This is a genomic window from Paenibacillus sp. GCM10023250 (assembly GCF_042653205.1).
In the GTDB taxonomy this organism is placed as follows: Bacteria; Bacillota; Bacilli; order Paenibacillales; family Paenibacillaceae; genus Paenibacillus_Z.
The window spans coordinates 137,169-153,537 of sequence record NZ_JBHSHY010000011.1 but is presented as its reverse complement, the minus strand read 5'-3'; the positions used below and the strand labels follow the sequence as shown (position 1 = coordinate 153,537).

Annotated in this window: 9 protein-coding genes; 8 read left to right on the top strand and 1 reads right to left on the bottom strand. The window is 65.7% G+C overall.

All coding sequences use genetic code 11. The annotated features are described in order from the left end of the window. A partial coding sequence (locus ACFPB1_RS11780; RefSeq protein WP_379225331.1) for a hypothetical protein occupies positions 1–199 on the top strand: 199 nt, incomplete at its 5' end. Here the strand turns inward: ACFPB1_RS11780 and ACFPB1_RS11775 are convergent. Then, positions 184–6,288: a S8 family serine peptidase gene (locus ACFPB1_RS11775; RefSeq protein WP_379225329.1), complete on the bottom strand. Its 6,105-nt coding sequence runs from the start codon at positions 6,286–6,288 to the stop codon at positions 184–186. The genes ACFPB1_RS11780 and ACFPB1_RS11775 overlap by 16 nt on opposite strands. 651 nt (positions 6,289–6,939) lie before the next feature. Here ACFPB1_RS11775 and ACFPB1_RS11770 point away from each other — a divergent pair. From ACFPB1_RS11770 to ACFPB1_RS11740, 7 genes are all read left to right on the top strand, one after another. After that, positions 6,940–8,766, top strand: coding sequence for a cache domain-containing sensor histidine kinase (locus ACFPB1_RS11770; RefSeq protein ID WP_379225327.1), 1,827 nt, complete (start codon positions 6,940–6,942; stop codon positions 8,764–8,766). Continuing rightward, positions 8,741–10,357, top strand: a complete 1,617-nt coding sequence (locus tag ACFPB1_RS11765) for a response regulator (RefSeq protein ID WP_379225325.1) — start codon at positions 8,741–8,743, stop codon at positions 10,355–10,357. Before ACFPB1_RS11770 ends, ACFPB1_RS11765 begins: the two co-directional genes overlap by 26 nt. A 123-nt stretch (positions 10,358–10,480) precedes the next feature. After that, positions 10,481–11,395: a carbohydrate ABC transporter permease gene (locus tag ACFPB1_RS11760; RefSeq protein WP_379225341.1), complete on the top strand. Its 915-nt coding sequence runs from the start codon at positions 10,481–10,483 to the stop codon at positions 11,393–11,395. 12 nt (positions 11,396–11,407) lie between these two features. Next, complete coding sequence (locus tag ACFPB1_RS11755; RefSeq protein ID WP_379225339.1) at positions 11,408–12,244, top strand: carbohydrate ABC transporter permease; 837 nt, start codon at positions 11,408–11,410, stop codon at positions 12,242–12,244. Positions 12,245–12,445: 201 nt separating this feature from the next. Next, positions 12,446–13,813 (top strand): ABC transporter substrate-binding protein, encoded by a 1,368-nt coding sequence (locus ACFPB1_RS11750; protein WP_379225323.1) that lies wholly within the window; start codon positions 12,446–12,448, stop codon positions 13,811–13,813. 35 nt (positions 13,814–13,848) lie between these two features. Continuing rightward, a complete protein-coding gene (locus tag ACFPB1_RS11745; protein ID WP_379225321.1) occupies positions 13,849–15,501 on the top strand; it encodes an MGH1-like glycoside hydrolase domain-containing protein in 1,653 nt (550 codons plus the stop codon). 118 nt (positions 15,502–15,619) lie between these two features. Then, the gene (locus ACFPB1_RS11740; RefSeq protein ID WP_379225319.1) at positions 15,620–16,300 is read left to right on the top strand and encodes a family 43 glycosylhydrolase; all 681 of its coding nucleotides are present in this window, start codon (positions 15,620–15,622) and stop codon (positions 16,298–16,300) included. Positions 16,301–16,369: the final 69 nt, after the last annotated feature.

The window sequence follows — 16,369 nt, the reverse complement described above, 5'->3', positions numbered from 1 at the left end:
TTCGAGGCTTACCAAAAGTAAGCTTGGAGGTCGGGTGGCTTTCGATCGCTCACAATCTGCTGAAGATGGCAGCGGTCGATTCAAAAAGACCCAAGATGCTGCAGAGTTAGCTCTGCCCATCTTGGGTTTTTACGGGTTGAAGCTGTTCCCAAACTTACTTTTGGGACAGCCTCCTTTCATGTCTTACGCTTCGAAATAACCGCCCAGCTGCAGCAGCCGATAGATCGCGGCCGCCGCTTCTTCGCGGGTGGCCGGCGCCTGCGGCCGGAACTGGAGCAGGCCGGCGGCTTGCGTGCCGGTCATCATGGCGCTGTCGGCGGCGAGCTGCACGGCGTTCTTCGCATAAGCCGAGATGCGGCCCGCATCCGAGAACGAAGCGTGCTCGGCCGCCACGTCCAGCTTCAGGCGCAGCAGCGCCGCGGCTCGCTCGAGCATGAGCGCCAGATCCTGACGCGCGATGAGGCCGTCCGGCTGGAATCGGCCATTGCCGATGCCTTGGATGAGGCCGGCTTCATACGCCGCTCCGACTTCGCCCGCGTACCACTTGTTCGCCGGGACGTCGGTGAATGGCGCGCCGGCACGAATCGGCAGGCCGAGCGCGCGGGTCAGCATCGCCGCGAATTGCGCGCGCGTGACCTGCAGCTTCGGCGAGAACGCATCGGCCGACGTGCCGTCGACCAAGAGGCGGTTCGCCAGCGCGGCGATCTGCGCCTTCGCGGCGCTGCCGTCAATATCCAGGAACGCGATCGTCCGCTTGGCGACGGCATAGACGCCGTATCCCGGACGCGCGATCGTCACCGTCGTCCGGCCGTCGCCGCTCGGCGCGAAGACGGCCGGCGCCGGGCTGGCTTGCCCGCCGGTCAGATAGAGGACGCCGGCGTTCGCTGCGTCCGCGCCGCTCGGCAGCGCGAAGGCTTGCCGAACGAGGACGTTGCCGGAAAGCGAAAGCGGCTGCGCGGTTGTGCCCCGCACCACGCTGACGTCGAACGCGGCCGGGCTGCCGACGACGGTCAGGCCCGGGGCGGCCTGCTCGAAGGCGCGCTGCTGCAGCGTGCCCTCGGACAGCGTCACCTGCACTTCGGATCCGGCCGGAACGCCCGTCAGCGCCGCTGCCGGCAGGGCGATGGCAGCCGTGCCGCTCGCGAACACGAGCGCGTTCGCCGCGCCGGATTGCGCGATCATCGCGGCCTGGCTTGCGGTCAACAGCAGCCGCGCAGGCTGTGAGCCGTCCGGCTTGACCGCCGCGACGACGGCGGCCGGTGCCTTGCCGCCGAGCGCCTGCTTCAGGTCGACGTCGGCGATGCGGGCAACCGCTGTGCCGTTCTCGGTCCGCTCGTCCAGCTTGAGTTCATGCGGCGTTTGGCCTGGGGCGATTACGGCATGCCAGAGCGGAGCCGCGCCCGGTAGCGTCGGCGGCGGCGTGATGATCACGGTGCCGCCGTTACCGTTACCGTTGCTGCCGTTCCAATTCACATGCCGCGTAATCGTCGTTTCGTTGCCGGCGAGGTCCTTCGCCGTCACGGTAACGGCGTTATCGCCGGGATTCAGAAGCAGGCGATGGCTGAAGCTTCCGCCAGCGCCGACGGAGGCGGCCTCGCCGTTGACGGTCAAGGCGCCGAAGTTGGCGTCGCTCGCCGTTCCTTTCACCGTCAGGGCTTCGCTGTCCGCACTTGTCTGCCCGCCCGGGACATCTACCGTCAGCGCCGGCTTTGTCCGATCCAGCGTAACGGTCACGGGCGCGGAGCGGTCGGTCGGCTTGCCGCCGACGACGAATTCCGCCGTCAGCACGTTTGGCCCCTCCCGCAGCTCGACCGGCACCGCGAACGCGCCGTCCCGAACCGTGCCCGACCCGGCTGGCTCGTCGCCGTTATACACCCGGACGTCAGCCCCTTCGGCCGGCGTGGAGCCTGTCACCTCGGCCGCTGCTTGATTCGTGAAGCTGTTCGCGGCCGGGGAGGCGATGGCGGGCGCGCCCAGCGAATCGTTCACCAGCGCGCGGATCATGATATTGCCGTCCGGGAACGCGTGCCATGCGCCGGCGGTCAGTTCCCAGCTGCGGCCGGCTTGCGGATGCGTCTCGTCCACGGACATCCCGATCGTATGCTCGTTATGCCCGACTTGAATATAGACGACGTAGAAATCCTCCTGCACCTCGACGGGGGACGGGAACGTAACGGTTGTCCATTCGCCGTTCCGGAGCCCGTCGGTCTGGAACGGCCCCGCGAGGACGCCGCCGGGACTGCCGCCCGGGCCCTTCGCGTCGTACAGCGCGTAGCGGAACGCGGTCGCGCCGGGATCCGGCCAGCTCGTATCCCAGAACTTGAACATGGCGCCTGTTACCCGCGCGTCGCCCGACGACGGCGTCATGCGGACCGCATAGCCGTTGCCGTCGTTATAGAAGGAATTGGCGTATTCGCCGGACCCGTCGTCGTAGCCGATCGCGTTCGGGTAGCCGACGAGCGGCTTCAGCGCGACGTTCGCCTCCGCCGAGCCGTTCGGCGGTACCGTCGCCGCAACCTGCGTGCGCTTGTAGTCTCCGGCCGAGACCGAGAGCGTGTACGCGCCTTCGAGCACGTCCAGGCTGAACGCGCCGCGCTCGTCGGTGCGGACCGGCGCGATGCGGGCATCCTCCAGGACCATGACGACCGCGCCTGCGACCGGCTCATGGGTAAGGGCGTCCGTGACGACGCCGGCCAGACGGCCGTAAGGCACCGCCTCCATGACGAAATCGGCGGCGGCGTCCGCATCCTTCGCGATCGTTACGGGTTTCTCTTGCGGATAATAGCCGTAAGCTTCCGCCCGCAGCGTATATTCGCCGGTCCGGTTCGCGAACGCGTACTCGCCCGTCAGCGGGTCCGTCTTGACGGACCGGCCGGTCTCGAGTACCGTCACCGTCGCGTTCACGGGCAGCGTCTGCGGCTGCTCCGCCTCGGCCTGAGAACGCGTAACCGCCGTGCCGTTCGCCGCTGCCGCCGCTTCGGCGTCCGGTGTCCCGGCCGGCTTCGGCGCCGCGTGCGCCGTGCCGGCGAAGACGTGATTGGCCGCCATCACGGCGCTCGGCGCCGGCGCGGTCACGACCCGGAAATTATCGATGAACCAGCCCGCATAGGTGTAATTGAAGTCGCTCTCCATGCGGAAGCGGAATTGCACGTGCTGATGGGCGTACGCCGACAGATCGTAGCCGAACAGCTCCCACTCGCCCCCCGTCGACCGCCCTGTGAAGGCGGCGAGCTCCGTCCACGTCGCGCCGTCGTCGGCGGACAGCTCCAAGCGGCCGAAGTCGGCGCCGTAGTCGATCTCATACCAGTTGTAGAAGTAGACGGAGGCGTTGTCGGCCTCGCTCAAGTCGATGACGGGCGAGACCAGGGCGTAGTCCGCCTGGAACGGATAATTGCCCGTCAGGTTGGTCCCCCATGCGTTCGGGAGCGACATCGGGCGCTTCGGTCCGTACGGCGGGACTGGCGTGCCGCGCTGCCAGTCGTCCGTATCCCCGTAGTGCGTCCAGCCGTTGTCCGACGTCCCGTCGAAGCTGTCCGCGAAGAGCGGTACGACGTTCGGGACCTCGACCGCCGCCTCCGGCGAAGGCGCGCTCTCGTTGCCGCTGTAGTCGACAGCGGCGACGCGGTAGCGGGCGGTCGTGCCCGGACGAGCGGTCAAGTCCGAGAAGGCCGCCGCGACGGAGGTGCCAATCGGCTCGAACGCGCCGTCGCCGTCCGCCCGCAGGATGTTGTACCCGGCGACGTCCTCGTCGCCGACGGGCGTCCACGACAGCGAGATGTTGCCTGCTTCGTCCGAGGTGCCCGTCAGCCCGGCCGGAGCGGACGGTGCGTCGGAGTCCGGCGGCTGCACGGACAGGTCGTCGAGGTACCAGCCGCCGTTCGACGTGCCGCCGAACACGCCGTTCGCCGTGAATTGAAACGTCAGCGTTACCTGCTGCCCGGCGTACGGCCGCAGATCGAGGAACTGCGTCTTCCACCCGTAGCTGTCGCCGGTGAAGCGCGCCAGCTCGTGCTTGACGCCGTCGCCGGCCGTCGCGTAGACCGTGCCGTAATCTTCGTCCTGCGCGAGATTGTACCAGTTCTTGAACGATACGATCGCGCCCTCGGGGCTGTCGGTCAGATCGACCGGCGGCGGCTGGAGGAAGGAATCGCTGCCGTATTCGTACACCTTATTCAGGCTCGCGGCCGCGGCGGCGTTACCGGAATACGCGGCCCGGGGACCGTATTTCGGCAGGCCGATGCCCCATGCGTCGAGCTCGCCGCCCGTTGCGTACCCCGTCGGGTTCGATTCGAAATCCTGGGCGTAGCCTGGCTTGATGCCGCCCGAGACGGCGACCGCGTATACCGGGGACTCGGCGCGGTTGCCCAAATGATCGGCGGCGGCGGCGTAATAGGACAGCTGCGTGCCCGGCGTCAGGCCGGCAAGGGGAAGGGCGGCTTCGTAGCGTCCGCCGTTGTAGCTGCCGGATACCTGCGTCATCGGAATGACGGTGTAGTCGTCCATGCCGGAGCTCTTCACGTAGAGGTCGACGTTCTCGACTTGGTAATCGTCGGTCACGTCGGCGGAGACGGCCGCTTCCCGGCCCGCATAGACGGCGTCGAGCGGACGAAGCGCGATGACCGGCGCTTTTGCGTCCTCGCCGCTTGTCAAGACCGTCCCGGAGACGGTGCCGCTGCCGGCTTCTCCGATCACGGCCTTCACCGCGTTGTAGGCGTTGACGATGCCGTGGCCGTAGCCATTGTTCGGAGTATCGGCATACGTCTCGTCCGTCTTCGGCACGGCCGTCTCCGTGATCAGCCGTTCGACTTGCTCGACGCTCAAGGACGGATCGGCCTGCATGACGAGCGCCGCGATGCCGGCGGTCAGTGGGGAAGCCATGGATGTGCCTTCCCAGATATCGTAGCGCCCGCTCGGCGTGGATGAGCGGATCGCGACGCCGGGCGCCGCGACGTCCGGCTTAACCTCGCCATAGGGGGACGGGCCGCGCAGCGAGAACAGGGCGATATGGCCCTCTTGGTCCGTCGCGCCCGTGGCGAAAGATTCCGGGTAGTTGCCGGGCGGCACGATGGAGCCGGGACCTCCCGGATTGGCCGACGTCTTGTTGCCCGCCGCGAACGCGGGGAAGATGCCGGCGTCGCGCCAGGCTTGCACGACGGGACGGAACAATTCGTCCTGTCCGGGGGCGTCGGAGCCCCAGGAGTTGTTGACGACGTCCGGCGCCATCTCGGGATGCAGGTTGCCGTCGCTGTCGACGGGGGCGATGAGCCACTGGCCTGCCTTCAGCAGCGCTTCGTCCGTCGCGTCGGGGGCGAAGATCCGGACGGCGATCCATTTGGCGCCGGGCGCTGCGCCGACTTGGTTGCGTCCATCCGCTTCCGAGCCGACCATCGTGCCCATCGTATGCGTGCCATGGCCGTCGAGGTCCTGCGGCAGCGGCGAACCGCCGGTGGGATCGTACCAGCTCAGTTCGGGGTGCACGATCGTGCCGCCGACGTTGGCGCGCCATTTGCGCGCCAGGGCGGGATGCGTATAGTCGACCCCGGAATCGAGGTTGGCCACGACGATGCCCGTGCCGTCGATGCCGAGATTCCAGGCTTCCGGCACGCCGGCGGCGTGCAGATTCCATTCGACCGGATCGGCGGCAGCATCCGCGGCCGCCGCGGAGGACGCGGGTTCGGCCGCATCGGCGGCAGGGGCGCCGCCCGGAGCCGGTTCGCCCTGAGGTACCGGTTCGACCGATGGACCGTCACCGTGCAAGGTATGCGTCCGGTTCGGGAGGATGGCCTCGACCTCCGGGCGGAGGGCGATCTGCTCCATGATGGAACGGGTAGAAGTGACGGATAAGGCATTGACGATGAAGAAGCCGGTATAATCTTTCACGCCAGCATTTGCGGATTTCGCTTGCTTCAGGAAGGCTTCAAGCGAGCCTTGCGTGCGGAGCGATGTCGCCCGGAGCTCGCCGATCACGGCATTGCGCACGGCGACTTCCGCGGAGGCGGGGGTGAGCTTCTTGTTCGCCGCTTGCGCCTGGGCGCCGCGGGAGACTTCGGAGGTGTTCGTTTGTTCCTTCAGGCGGACGATGTACGTGACGTAATCCGAGTCGCCGAAGCGCTCGGTGACCAGCGGATCGATCGCCGCCGAGGCCCGGGGAGAGGATGCCGCCGCGGCGCCCGAGCCCGCGGCAGCATTCGCGCCGGCGGATGCCGGCAGTGCGAGCGTCACCGCAAGCAGGGCGGTGAGCCAGACGGATAGCTGCTTTCGGGTTTGCCGTTTCCAATTCCAATTCAAAAGGGGGTCAGCTCCTTCGTTTCTAGTAATCGGTTGCCCGTGCGAATCCGGGGGTGCGCGGAAAAGTAGTTCGTATCCCTCCATTTCTAGGTAGAAAGAACAATTTTTCTAAAATTACGAAAATACTACAAATTTGATTATAGGGGGGAAGTCTAACCGGAGAGTAGAGACTTCCTGAATAGGGAGAATGGAGCGGAGAAGCGGAGCGAATGGGTATTAAGAATTAAAATAGGTGCGTTTCAGGTGATTCGACCGCGTGAATAGCTAATAATTGATATAATACGACGACAATCGACGGTGAAAATCTATCAAATTCGACGGCAAAAAAGTTTAAAAAATTCAACGAATCGCATCGTTTGCGCGCGGAACAAGGCGAATTCCGTCTGTATTTTGGATGGCAAGCCTCGTCATCCGCCTCGGCGGGGCCAGCCCGAGCGGGAAGCCGTTACTTCGGCCGAGCCCGGAAATCTGGCACGAGCCGCAGCACGCTTCGGCTTGTGACCCGAACATTTCGACTGCGCAAACTTCGGCGATACGGTATGATGGCAGAGCGGCCGCCATCGCATCGTGCCCTGCCCGGCCGCGGCGCGCAAGCAGAGATGCAAGCGCATTCATACCCGGGAATCCGCCCGTCCACGGAAGGAGAAGGCCATGTTCTATTCGCTTCGCAACCGGCTCATCGCGGTGTTCGTCCTGCTGTTCGTCCTCGCGTTCGGCGCCCTGTCCATCCTCCTGTTCGACCAATCCCGCTCGATCATTCGCTCCTATATCGAGTCCTCGGCGCTCGAGAAGATGGACGAATACGGCTCCTATATCGACATGATGCAGACGCAAATCTACGACCTGGCTTCGCTCGTGTTCAACAGCGCCGCGACGGACGAATGGGAAGACGCCGTCTCGGACAAGTCGCAGCCGGACGGCGAGAAGATGCTGGCGCACCTGAAGATGAGCAAATTCCTGACGCAGACGGCGACCAGCTACTCCAGCATTTCCTCGGTCGGGGTGTATCACAGCGAAGGGACGCTGGTCAGCATGGGCAACCAGGTCGTCAAGGACCCGTCATTCCTGGGACAGGAATGGTACAAGAACTTCAAGACGCAGAGCGTCCGCTGGCTGGCGGCCCACACCGACGACGTCGAAATCCGGATCAACAACAACAGCACCCATCCCGTCGTCAGCATGCTGATGCCGATCGGCACGTTCGAGCCCTCGCTCGCCAAAAACGTGCTGAAGGTCAACGTCCGCGCGGACGATTTTCTCGAGCCGCTGACCCGGATCCATCTCGGCAATAGCGGGACGATCTATTTGCTCGACCAGAACGGCAGCCCGCTGCTGTCCCAGGCCGATTACGATTCGCGCGCGGATACGGCGGGCGAGGTCAAGTCCGCCCGGGAGGACTGGCGCAAGCAGGGCGTCGTCTATTTCAGGAACGACCGCGGGCAGAATCAGATCATGGTCTACAAGAAGCTGACGCTGACCGGCTGGATGCTCGTCGGCTTCGTCTCCGAACGGGACTTGTACGGCCAGTTGTTCAAGCTGCGCGACAGCATCGTGCTGCTCGCCGCGCTCCTGCTTCTGCTGTCGGTGTTTATCGCCTTCTGGCTGTCGCACGGCATCACGAAGCCGCTATCCCGGCTCATCTCGTCCATGCGCCACGTGCAGCGCGGGGACTTCGACAGCGCCGAGAACCGGCTGCCGCCCGCGGGAGACGTGCGCAACGAGGTCGGGTTCGCGACGGCAACGTTCCGCAACATGATCGGCCGGCTCAGGCAGCATATCCGGACCGAATTCGAGCTGCGGCTGCTGCGGCAGCAGGCCGAGTACAAGGCGCTGCTCATGCAGATCAATCCCCACTTCATGTTCAACACACTGGAGCTGATGAGCAGCCTGGCCATGCAGAAGCGGACCGACGACACGGTCGCGGTCATCGAGTCGCTCGGCAAGATGCTAAGGTTCTCGCTCAAGAGCGACGACGATCTCGTCGCGCTGCAGGAAGAGCTCAAGTACGTCCGCGATTACGCGGGCATCCTGCAAATCCGCTTCGGCGGGCGGCTGCGTCTGACGATTGGGGAAGAGGGCGACCTCGCGCGCGTGACGGTCGTCAAATTCATCCTGCAGCCGCTCGTCGAGAACGCGGTCAAGTTCGCGTTCCGGCGGCAGGCGGAAGCGCGGGTGGACATCCGGGCCGAGCGGGCCGGCGGCCGAATCCGCCTGATCGTCGCCGACAACGGCATCGGCATGAGCGACCTGCAGCGGCGCCGGCTGCTGGCGCAGGCCGATGCCGCGCGCACTCATCAGATCCTGGCCGGCGGCGACCGCCAGATCGGCCTTGGCAACGTGCTCGCGCGCTGCCGCTTGCATTACGGCTCGCTCTTCGAGGCGCGCATCGTCTCCGCCGAGGGCGAAGGCACGCGCATCGAGCTGATTCTGCCCGTACAGGAGGCGATCGCGCATGTACCGTTTGCTCATCGTGGATGACGAGCCCGAGATCCGGCTCGGCCTGAAGCTTAAGATCGACGCCGCCGGGCTCGGCCTCGAGCTGGCCGGCGAGGCGTCGAACGGCCTCGAGGCGCTCGAGCTGCTCGAGCGGACGCCCGTCGACATCGTCCTGACCGACATGAACATGCCGCTCATGGACGGCGTATCGTTCCTCGAAGCCTGCCGGGAACGGCATCCGGACGTGCGCCTCGTCGTCATTACCGGCTACGAGGATTTCCGCTACGCGCGAGCGGCGCTGCGGCATCACGCGTTTGATTACTTGCTGAAGCCGGTCGCGCGGGACGAGCTGGCCGCCGTGCTGGCGAACGTCACGGCGGAGCTTGACGGGGCGCGCGAGGAGCTGGAGCGGGAAGCGCGCGCCCGCTGGGAGCTGTCCCGTTACTTCAAGGAGATGCGGGAGCATTTCGTCGTGCGGCTGGTCAAGGGCGAGCCCGACCGCGAGAGTGCAGTGCTCGACCGGGCCGCGCGGTTCGGGCTCGAGCCGTGGGCGCGGCGGGAAGCGCGTTTCTTGTCCGTCGGCCTGCGGCAGCGGGCCGATGCGCCCTGGGCCGCGGCGGAACGGACGCCGGAGCGGTTCCGCCTGCCGTTCGAGCTGCTCTGCCGGGAGAAGGAGGAGACGTCCGGCGCGGCGGGCGCGGCCGTCGTGGCGTTCAAGGACGCGAATTACCCCGGCCTGATCCATTTCGCGACGACGGAGGACGAGGCGTGGCTGCGCGGATTCGCCGCCGAGCTGGACGAGCTGGCGCGCGGCATCCTCGGCTTCGGGCTCGCGGCCGGCGTTGGCCGGCCCGTGACCGGCTTCGGGCAATGGAAGGAAGGCTATCTGTCCGCGCTGCTCGCCTGGAATTGGTCCGAGAGCGGGGCGGCGGAGGACGAGCGGCGCCCGGCTGACGGCCAGGCTGCGCTGTCCGCGGACGAGATCCACGTCATCGAACGGTTCTTGGCGCGGGGAGACCTGGCGTCGTTCGAGCGGGCCGCCAGGCAGTCGCTGCAGGCGGCGTTCGCCGCGTCGCACTCCCGCTTCGTGCGGGCGATCTTCCAGCTCTACCTGCTGCTCGAGCCGCTGGCGCACGATGCCCGCGCGCCGCTCGGCAGCGCGGAGCAGCTCTGGCTCCGGCCGGAGATGGCGCTTAGCTTCGACACGGTCGACCGGGCGGCCGGCTTCCTCGCGGGCATCGCGGGCAAGATCGCGGCGGCGCGCCGCCGCGAGGCGGAGGACGGCGACGCGCCGCTTATGGACGCCGTGCTCCGGCATATCGGCGAGAATTACATGTCGGATCTGAACCTGACGCAGATCGCGGAGAAATTCAATTACAATCCGTCCTATTTCTCGGAGCTGTTCAAGTCCAAGGTCGGCAAGACGTTCATTCAATACTTGACCGAAGCGAGAATGGCACAGGCGGTCCGCCTGCTCGAAGGCACGCAGCTCGGCCTGTGGGACATCGCGGAGCTGACCGGCTTCACGAGCGCCAGCTACTTCAGCGCCAAGTTCAAACGGATGTTCGGGCTGTCCCCCTCGGATTACCGGCAGCGGGGCGCCGGGCAGCCGGGCCAGCCGGTCGAAGGCTGACGGGAGCGGCGGCTTCGCGCACCTAAAAAATTCAAAAGCCAACTGCCGAAGAAAACGCATTCAGCCCCGGAGGCGGCCCGCGTATGATGGAGCTATTCCATCATGAGCAGAGGAGGACTCCCGATGCGAACCGTCCGCAGGCCGCTTGCCCGAAGCCACAACCGTACGGCGTACTTGTTTTTGCTGCCGTGGCTGGTCGGCTTCTTTTGCCTGACGCTGGGCCCGATGATCGGCTCGCTCTACCTGTCGTTCACCAAGTACAACCTGCTGGCCGATCCGAGCTGGACCGGGCTGGACAATTACATCCGGATCTTCGGGGACGACGCCACGTTCGGCCATTCCTTGAAGCTGACCTTCACCTACGTGCTGCTTTCCGTGCCGCTTCGCCTCGTCTTCGCGCTGCTCGTCGCCATGGCGCTGAACAAGGGCATCCGGGCGCTCGGCGTCTACCGGACCGTCTATTACGTGCCGTCCCTGCTCGGCGGCAGCATCGCCATCTCGATCGTATGGCGGCAAATTTTCGACGGCGACGGGGTCGTCAACCGGGCGCTCGGCTGGCTCGGCATCGACGGCCCGTCATGGATCGCCCATCCCGACTATCTCCTCTATCCCATCGTCGCGCTGTCCGTCTGGCAGTTCGGCTCCGCGATGGTCATCTTCCTGGCCGGGCTGAAGCAGATCCCCGCCGATCTGTACGAAGCGTCCCAGGTCGACGGCGCGGGCAAGGCGCGCCAATTCTTCAGCATTTCGCTGCCGATGCTGACGCCCGTCATTTTCTTCAACCTGATCATGAGCATCATCAATTCGTTTCAGGCGTTCACCCCCGCCTACGTCATCGGCGACGGCCGCGGCGGTCCGCTCGACGCGTCGATGTTTTACACCTTGTACCTGTACCTGAAGGGCTTCGCGTACTTCGACATGGGCTATGCGTCCGCGCTGGCGTGGATCATGCTGCTCATCATCGCGGCATTCACCGGCATCGTCTTCGCGACCTCGCGGTTCTGGGTGTTCTACGGCGACGGCAAGGAAGGGAGGTAGACGTTCATGTCCATGAGAAAAATCGCCTATGCCGGCGCGCTCCGGCATCTCGCCATCATCGCGGTCGGACTCGCCATGCTCTATCCCGTGCTCTGGCTGCTCGCGAGCTCCTTCAAGCCAAACCAGGAAATCTTCGCCGGCGGCAGCCTCTGGCCCCATACGTTCACCCTCGACAACTACCGCAACGGCTGGAAAGGATTCCAAGGCTTCTCTTTCGCCCGCTTCTTCGGCAATTCGGCGCTGATCTCGACGCTCAGCGTGCTCGGCAACATCGTGACCTGCTCGCTTGCCGCCTTCGCCTTCGCGAGGCTGGAGTTCGGCTTAAAGAAGCTGTGGTTCGGACTCATGCTCGTCACGATCATGCTGCCGTACCACGTCACGCTCGTGCCGCAATACATCATCTACAGCCAGCTGCACTGGATCAACACGTATTTCCCGCTGTTCCTGCCGAAATGGCTGGCGCACGACTCGTTCTTCATCCTGCTGATGGTGCAGTTCATCCGCGGCATCCCGCGGGAGCTCGACGAGAGCGCGACGATCGACGGCTGCAGCCAGCCGATGCTGTACGCCCGGATCATCCTGCCGCTGCTCCTGCCGGCGCTGATCACCACGGCGATCTTCACGTTCATCTGGTCGTGGGATGACTTCTTCAGCCAGATGATCTATCTGAGCGACATCAAGCTGTTCACCGTCCAGCTCGGCATCCGCGCGCTGTTCGACCCGTCCGGCTCGTTGGACTGGGGGGCGCTGCTCGCGATCTCGGTGCTGTCGCTGCTGCCGATCACGCTGATCTTCCTGATCTTCCAGCGGTATTTCCTCGACGGGATCGCCACGACGGGGCTGAAGTGAGGCGCGCGGGACGGACCGGATCAGACCGGTGCGGAAGCGGCCGGCGCTGCGCATGCGGCACTCCTGACGGGGCCGGCTAGTGCGGCCGCCCGAAAAAATGATACGCGAACAGCCGAAGGAATCGCATTCCGGCTGGATCGGCAACCCGGTAGGATGGGTATTGCAAGCGCTTGATATTTCATCAGAAGGGGAGAAGAAACGATGAAAAAGAAGGTACTCTTGTTCGGCTTGGCGGCTTTGACGGCCCTCTCGCTGTCGGCTTGCGGCAACTCCGGCGGACCGGCGGCGAACGAAGGCGGCGCGGCGGGGAACGCCGGCAATAACGCGAACGCCCCGGCGGGGACGCCGGACAACGGCGGGCAGGAGCAGGTCGAGCTGCGGATGATGTGGTGGGGCGACCAGAACCGCGCGGATTTGACGAACAAAGCGATCGACCTGTTCGAGCAGAAGAATCCGAACATCAAGATCACGGGCGAGTTCGGCCCGTCCGACGGCTACTTCGACAAGCTGAACACGCAGCTCGCGTCGGGCACGGCGCCGGATGTTTTCTTCCTCGGCGGCAACGTCGTCGACTATGCCGACAAAGGCGTGCTGCTCGATCTCGGCCCTTACGTCGGCAAGGAGCTGAACCTGGGTGACATGGATCCGGCGATGAAGGAATACGGCACGCTGGGCGGCAAGCTCGTCCATCTCTCCGCGGGGGCGAACGCCCGGGGCATCGTCGTCAACAAGTCGATGTTCGACAAGGCCGGCCTACCGGTACCGCAGGACGGCTGGTCCTGGAACGATTACGCCCGCATCAGCAAGGAAATCGCCGACAAACTGGGCAAAGGCTACTACGGCACGTACAATTTCACGACGGACGGCCACGATATTTTCCTGAAGCAGAACGGCAAGCAGCTGTACGACATGGCGAACGGCAAGCTCGGCTTCGAGGAAGCGGATATTCTGCCGTGGTTCCAATACTGGGATCAGACGACCAAAGCCGGAGGCGTCGTTCCGGCCGAGCTGCAGGTGTCCAATCCGCCGGCGGACGCGAGCAAATCGCTGATCGTGACGGGCAAGGCGGCGATGACGCTGCTGCCGTCGAACCTGCTCGGCTCGTTCCAGAGCGCGACGAAGGACGAACTGATCATGGTGCAGGTGCCGCGCGGCGCGAAGGGCACGGGCGTCGTGTTCGAATCGAGCCAGGGCCTGTCGGGCTACGCGAAGACGAAGCATCCGGGCGAGGTCGCCAAGCTGATGGACTTCTGGATCAACGATCCGGACGCGGCCAAGATTCTCGGCAATAACCGCGGCGTGCCGGTCACGTCGGCGAACCGCGCGGTGCTGGAGGGCAGCGCGAGCGAGACGGACAAGATCGTCTACGACTTCACGAGCCGCGTCTCCGAGGCGACGAAGAAGGAGCCGTTCGCGGTCAGCTACAACCCTCCGGGCAACGCGGAGTTCATCAAGCTGTCGGACAACACGGTGCAGCTCATCGGCTTCGGCAAGGAAAGCGTGGATAAGGCGGTTCAGTCGTTCTACGACGGCACGGTCAAAATATTCGAAAGCAACGTGCAGCCCTAACCCGGCGAGCATGGAGCGGAAAGCGAGGATGGACGATGGGCGAACGCGCGCTGCTTCATAAATTGCGGACGCTGCGGACCGAGGAACGGGTCGGCCCGCTCGGCAAGCCTTCGGACGGGGCCGTGCTGGATGAATGGCTCGGCGCCGGCATCCGGTTCGCGGCGTCGGAGGGACGGCTCGAGGACGTCTACTACCGGGCCTTGCGCACGCTGTTCGACTGCATCGTGCCGCTGGCCGGGGAGGCGCCGACGCTGCAGGAGGGCGGCGTCTACCTCGGCTGCTGGCTGGAGAGCACGGGCACGATCAATGCGGAGCTGCTGTCGCGCTTCCTGCCGCGGGTGTCCGAGGCGACCTACCGGTCGTTCGCGGCGCATCAGCGGGAGGACGGCCTGCTGCCGTACAAGATCACGGAGCAGGGTCCGGCCTTCCGTCAGATCCAGCTCGTGACCCCGCTCGCCCGCAGCGTCTGGAACCATTACATGCTGCACGGGCGGGACCGGGCGTTCCTGGCCCGGATGTATCCGGCGATGGCGCGGTACGACGGCTGGCTCGCCGCGAACCGGGACACGCGCGGCACCGGCTGCGTCGAGGCGTTCGGCGCCTACGACACCGGGCATGACTTGTCGCCGCGGTTCTGGCACGTCCCCGACGCGCCGCACCTAGGCGATGCGTCGCGCTGCGACCCGGACTCGCCGGTGCTGCCGTTCCTCGCGCCGGACCTGACAGCCAACGTCTACTGCCAGCGATTGTACTTGGCGCGCATGGCGGAGGAGCTCGGCGAGAGCGGCGAGGCGTGGCGCGCCAAGGCGCAGACCAGCTTGGACAGCCTGATGCGCCACTGTTACGACGAGAGGGACGCGTTCTTCTACGACCGGGACCGCCACGACCGGTTCGTGCGGGTGCAGTCCGATGTGCTGCTGCGCGTCCTGGCGTGCGAGGTCGGCGACCGGGCGTTCTTCGACGAGGCGCTGCGGCGGTACCTGCTGAACACGCGGAAATTTTTCGCGAAGTATCCGTTCACGTCGATCGCGCTGGACGATCCGCGCTTCGATCCGTTCTCCAGCTATAACAGCTGGGCGGGGCCGTCCAATTACCTCAGCCTGATCCGCGCGCCGCACGCGTTCGAGCATCACGGCCGCCACGTCGAGCTGACGTGGGCGATGCAGCCGATCCTGTCGTCGTTCGCCCGGGCGGAGCGCTTCGCGCAGGCGGTGGGCCCGTGGACGGGCGAGGAAGGCTTCACAAAGGCGTACTCGCCCGCCATCCTCTGCATGCTGGACTTCGTCGAGCGGCTGTGCGGCGTGCTTCCGACGCCGGACGGCGAGCTGTGGTTCACCGGGCTCGCGCCCGACGCCCGGGATCACGGCGCCGAGGTCGCCGCGGAGACGGCGTACGCCCGCACGGTCGACGGCGTGGCGTTCGAGCTGCTGAACCTGCGCGGCGGATCCGAAGTCTACCGCGGCGGCGAGCCATGGATGGCGTTCCCGTCCGGCGTCCGCGTGATCACGGACCGGCGGGGTATGCTTCGCGGCGTGCTCGGCATGAGCGCGCGTCCGGCGGAAGGGACGCTCATCTGGGAAGGGCGGACGATTCCGTTCGCCGTACAGGGCAACGAGCTGCTGCGGTACGATGACGGGCAGTGGCGGCGCGAGCGGGAGATCGGGCTGGTCTATCCGACGTATGAGTAGGGAGACCGGGCAGGTAGATCCGACGAGTGAGTAGGGGGACCGGGCAGGTAGATTCGACGAGTGAGTAGGGAGACCGGGCTGGTAGATCCGACGTGTGAGTGAGGGAGGCGGAGCACCGATGAGGAGAAGCGAGGACGGGCCGTGTCTGGAAGACGGGGACGGGCGGCGTCCGGAGGGGGAAGCCGTCCCGAGCAGGGAACGCGGGGACGAGCGGCGTCCGGAAGGGGAAGCCGTCCTGAGCCGGGGAGGCAGGGACGGGCGGCATCCGGAAGGGGGCGCGACGCGGAGCTGGAAGCGGGCAGATATTCAGATCCGCGACCCATTCGTGATGCCGGTCGAGGCGGAAGGTGTCTACTATCTGTACGGCAGCACGGATCCCGACATCTGGGGTCCCGGGACCGGCTTTGACGCCTACGTCAGCCGGAATCTGGACGACTGGGAAGGACCGTTCCCCGTCTTCCGGCCGCCGGCGGATTTCTTCTCCGACACGAATTTCTGGGCGCCGGAAGTGTACGCGCGGGAAGGGCGCTTCTATATGTTCGCGACGTTCCGGCGCAAGGATAACGGGCGGCTCGGAACGGCGGCGCTCGCCGCGGACGGACCGCTCGGGCCGTTCCTGCCGCACAGCGCGGGGCCGGTCACGCCGGAGGCTTGGAGCTCGCTCGACGGCAGCTTGTTCGTCGACGAGGCCGGCTCGCCGTGGATGGTATTCTGCCACGAATGGCAGCAGATCGGGGACGGCGAGGTTTGCGCGGTCCGGCTCACCGCCGATCTGCGCGAAGCGGCGGGCGAGCCGTAGACGCTGTTCCGCGCGTCGGAAGCGCCATGGACGACGCCGTACGTATCGCCCCGTTATCCGGACACAGCC

Coding starts and splice junctions, on each gene's coding strand:
- ACFPB1_RS11750 (WP_379225323.1), top strand. CDS start 12,446: ATGAAAAAGAAGGTACTCTTGTTCGGCTTGGCGGCTTTGACGGCCCTC.
- ACFPB1_RS11765 (WP_379225325.1), top strand. CDS start 8,741: ATGTACCGTTTGCTCATCGTGGATGACGAGCCCGAGATCCGGCTCGGC.
- ACFPB1_RS11745 (WP_379225321.1), top strand. CDS start 13,849: ATGGGCGAACGCGCGCTGCTTCATAAATTGCGGACGCTGCGGACCGAG.
- ACFPB1_RS11755 (WP_379225339.1), top strand. CDS start 11,408: ATGAGAAAAATCGCCTATGCCGGCGCGCTCCGGCATCTCGCCATCATC.
- ACFPB1_RS11740 (WP_379225319.1), top strand. CDS start 15,620: ATGAGGAGAAGCGAGGACGGGCCGTGTCTGGAAGACGGGGACGGGCGG.
- ACFPB1_RS11760 (WP_379225341.1), top strand. CDS start 10,481: ATGCGAACCGTCCGCAGGCCGCTTGCCCGAAGCCACAACCGTACGGCG.
- ACFPB1_RS11770 (WP_379225327.1), top strand. CDS start 6,940: ATGTTCTATTCGCTTCGCAACCGGCTCATCGCGGTGTTCGTCCTGCTG.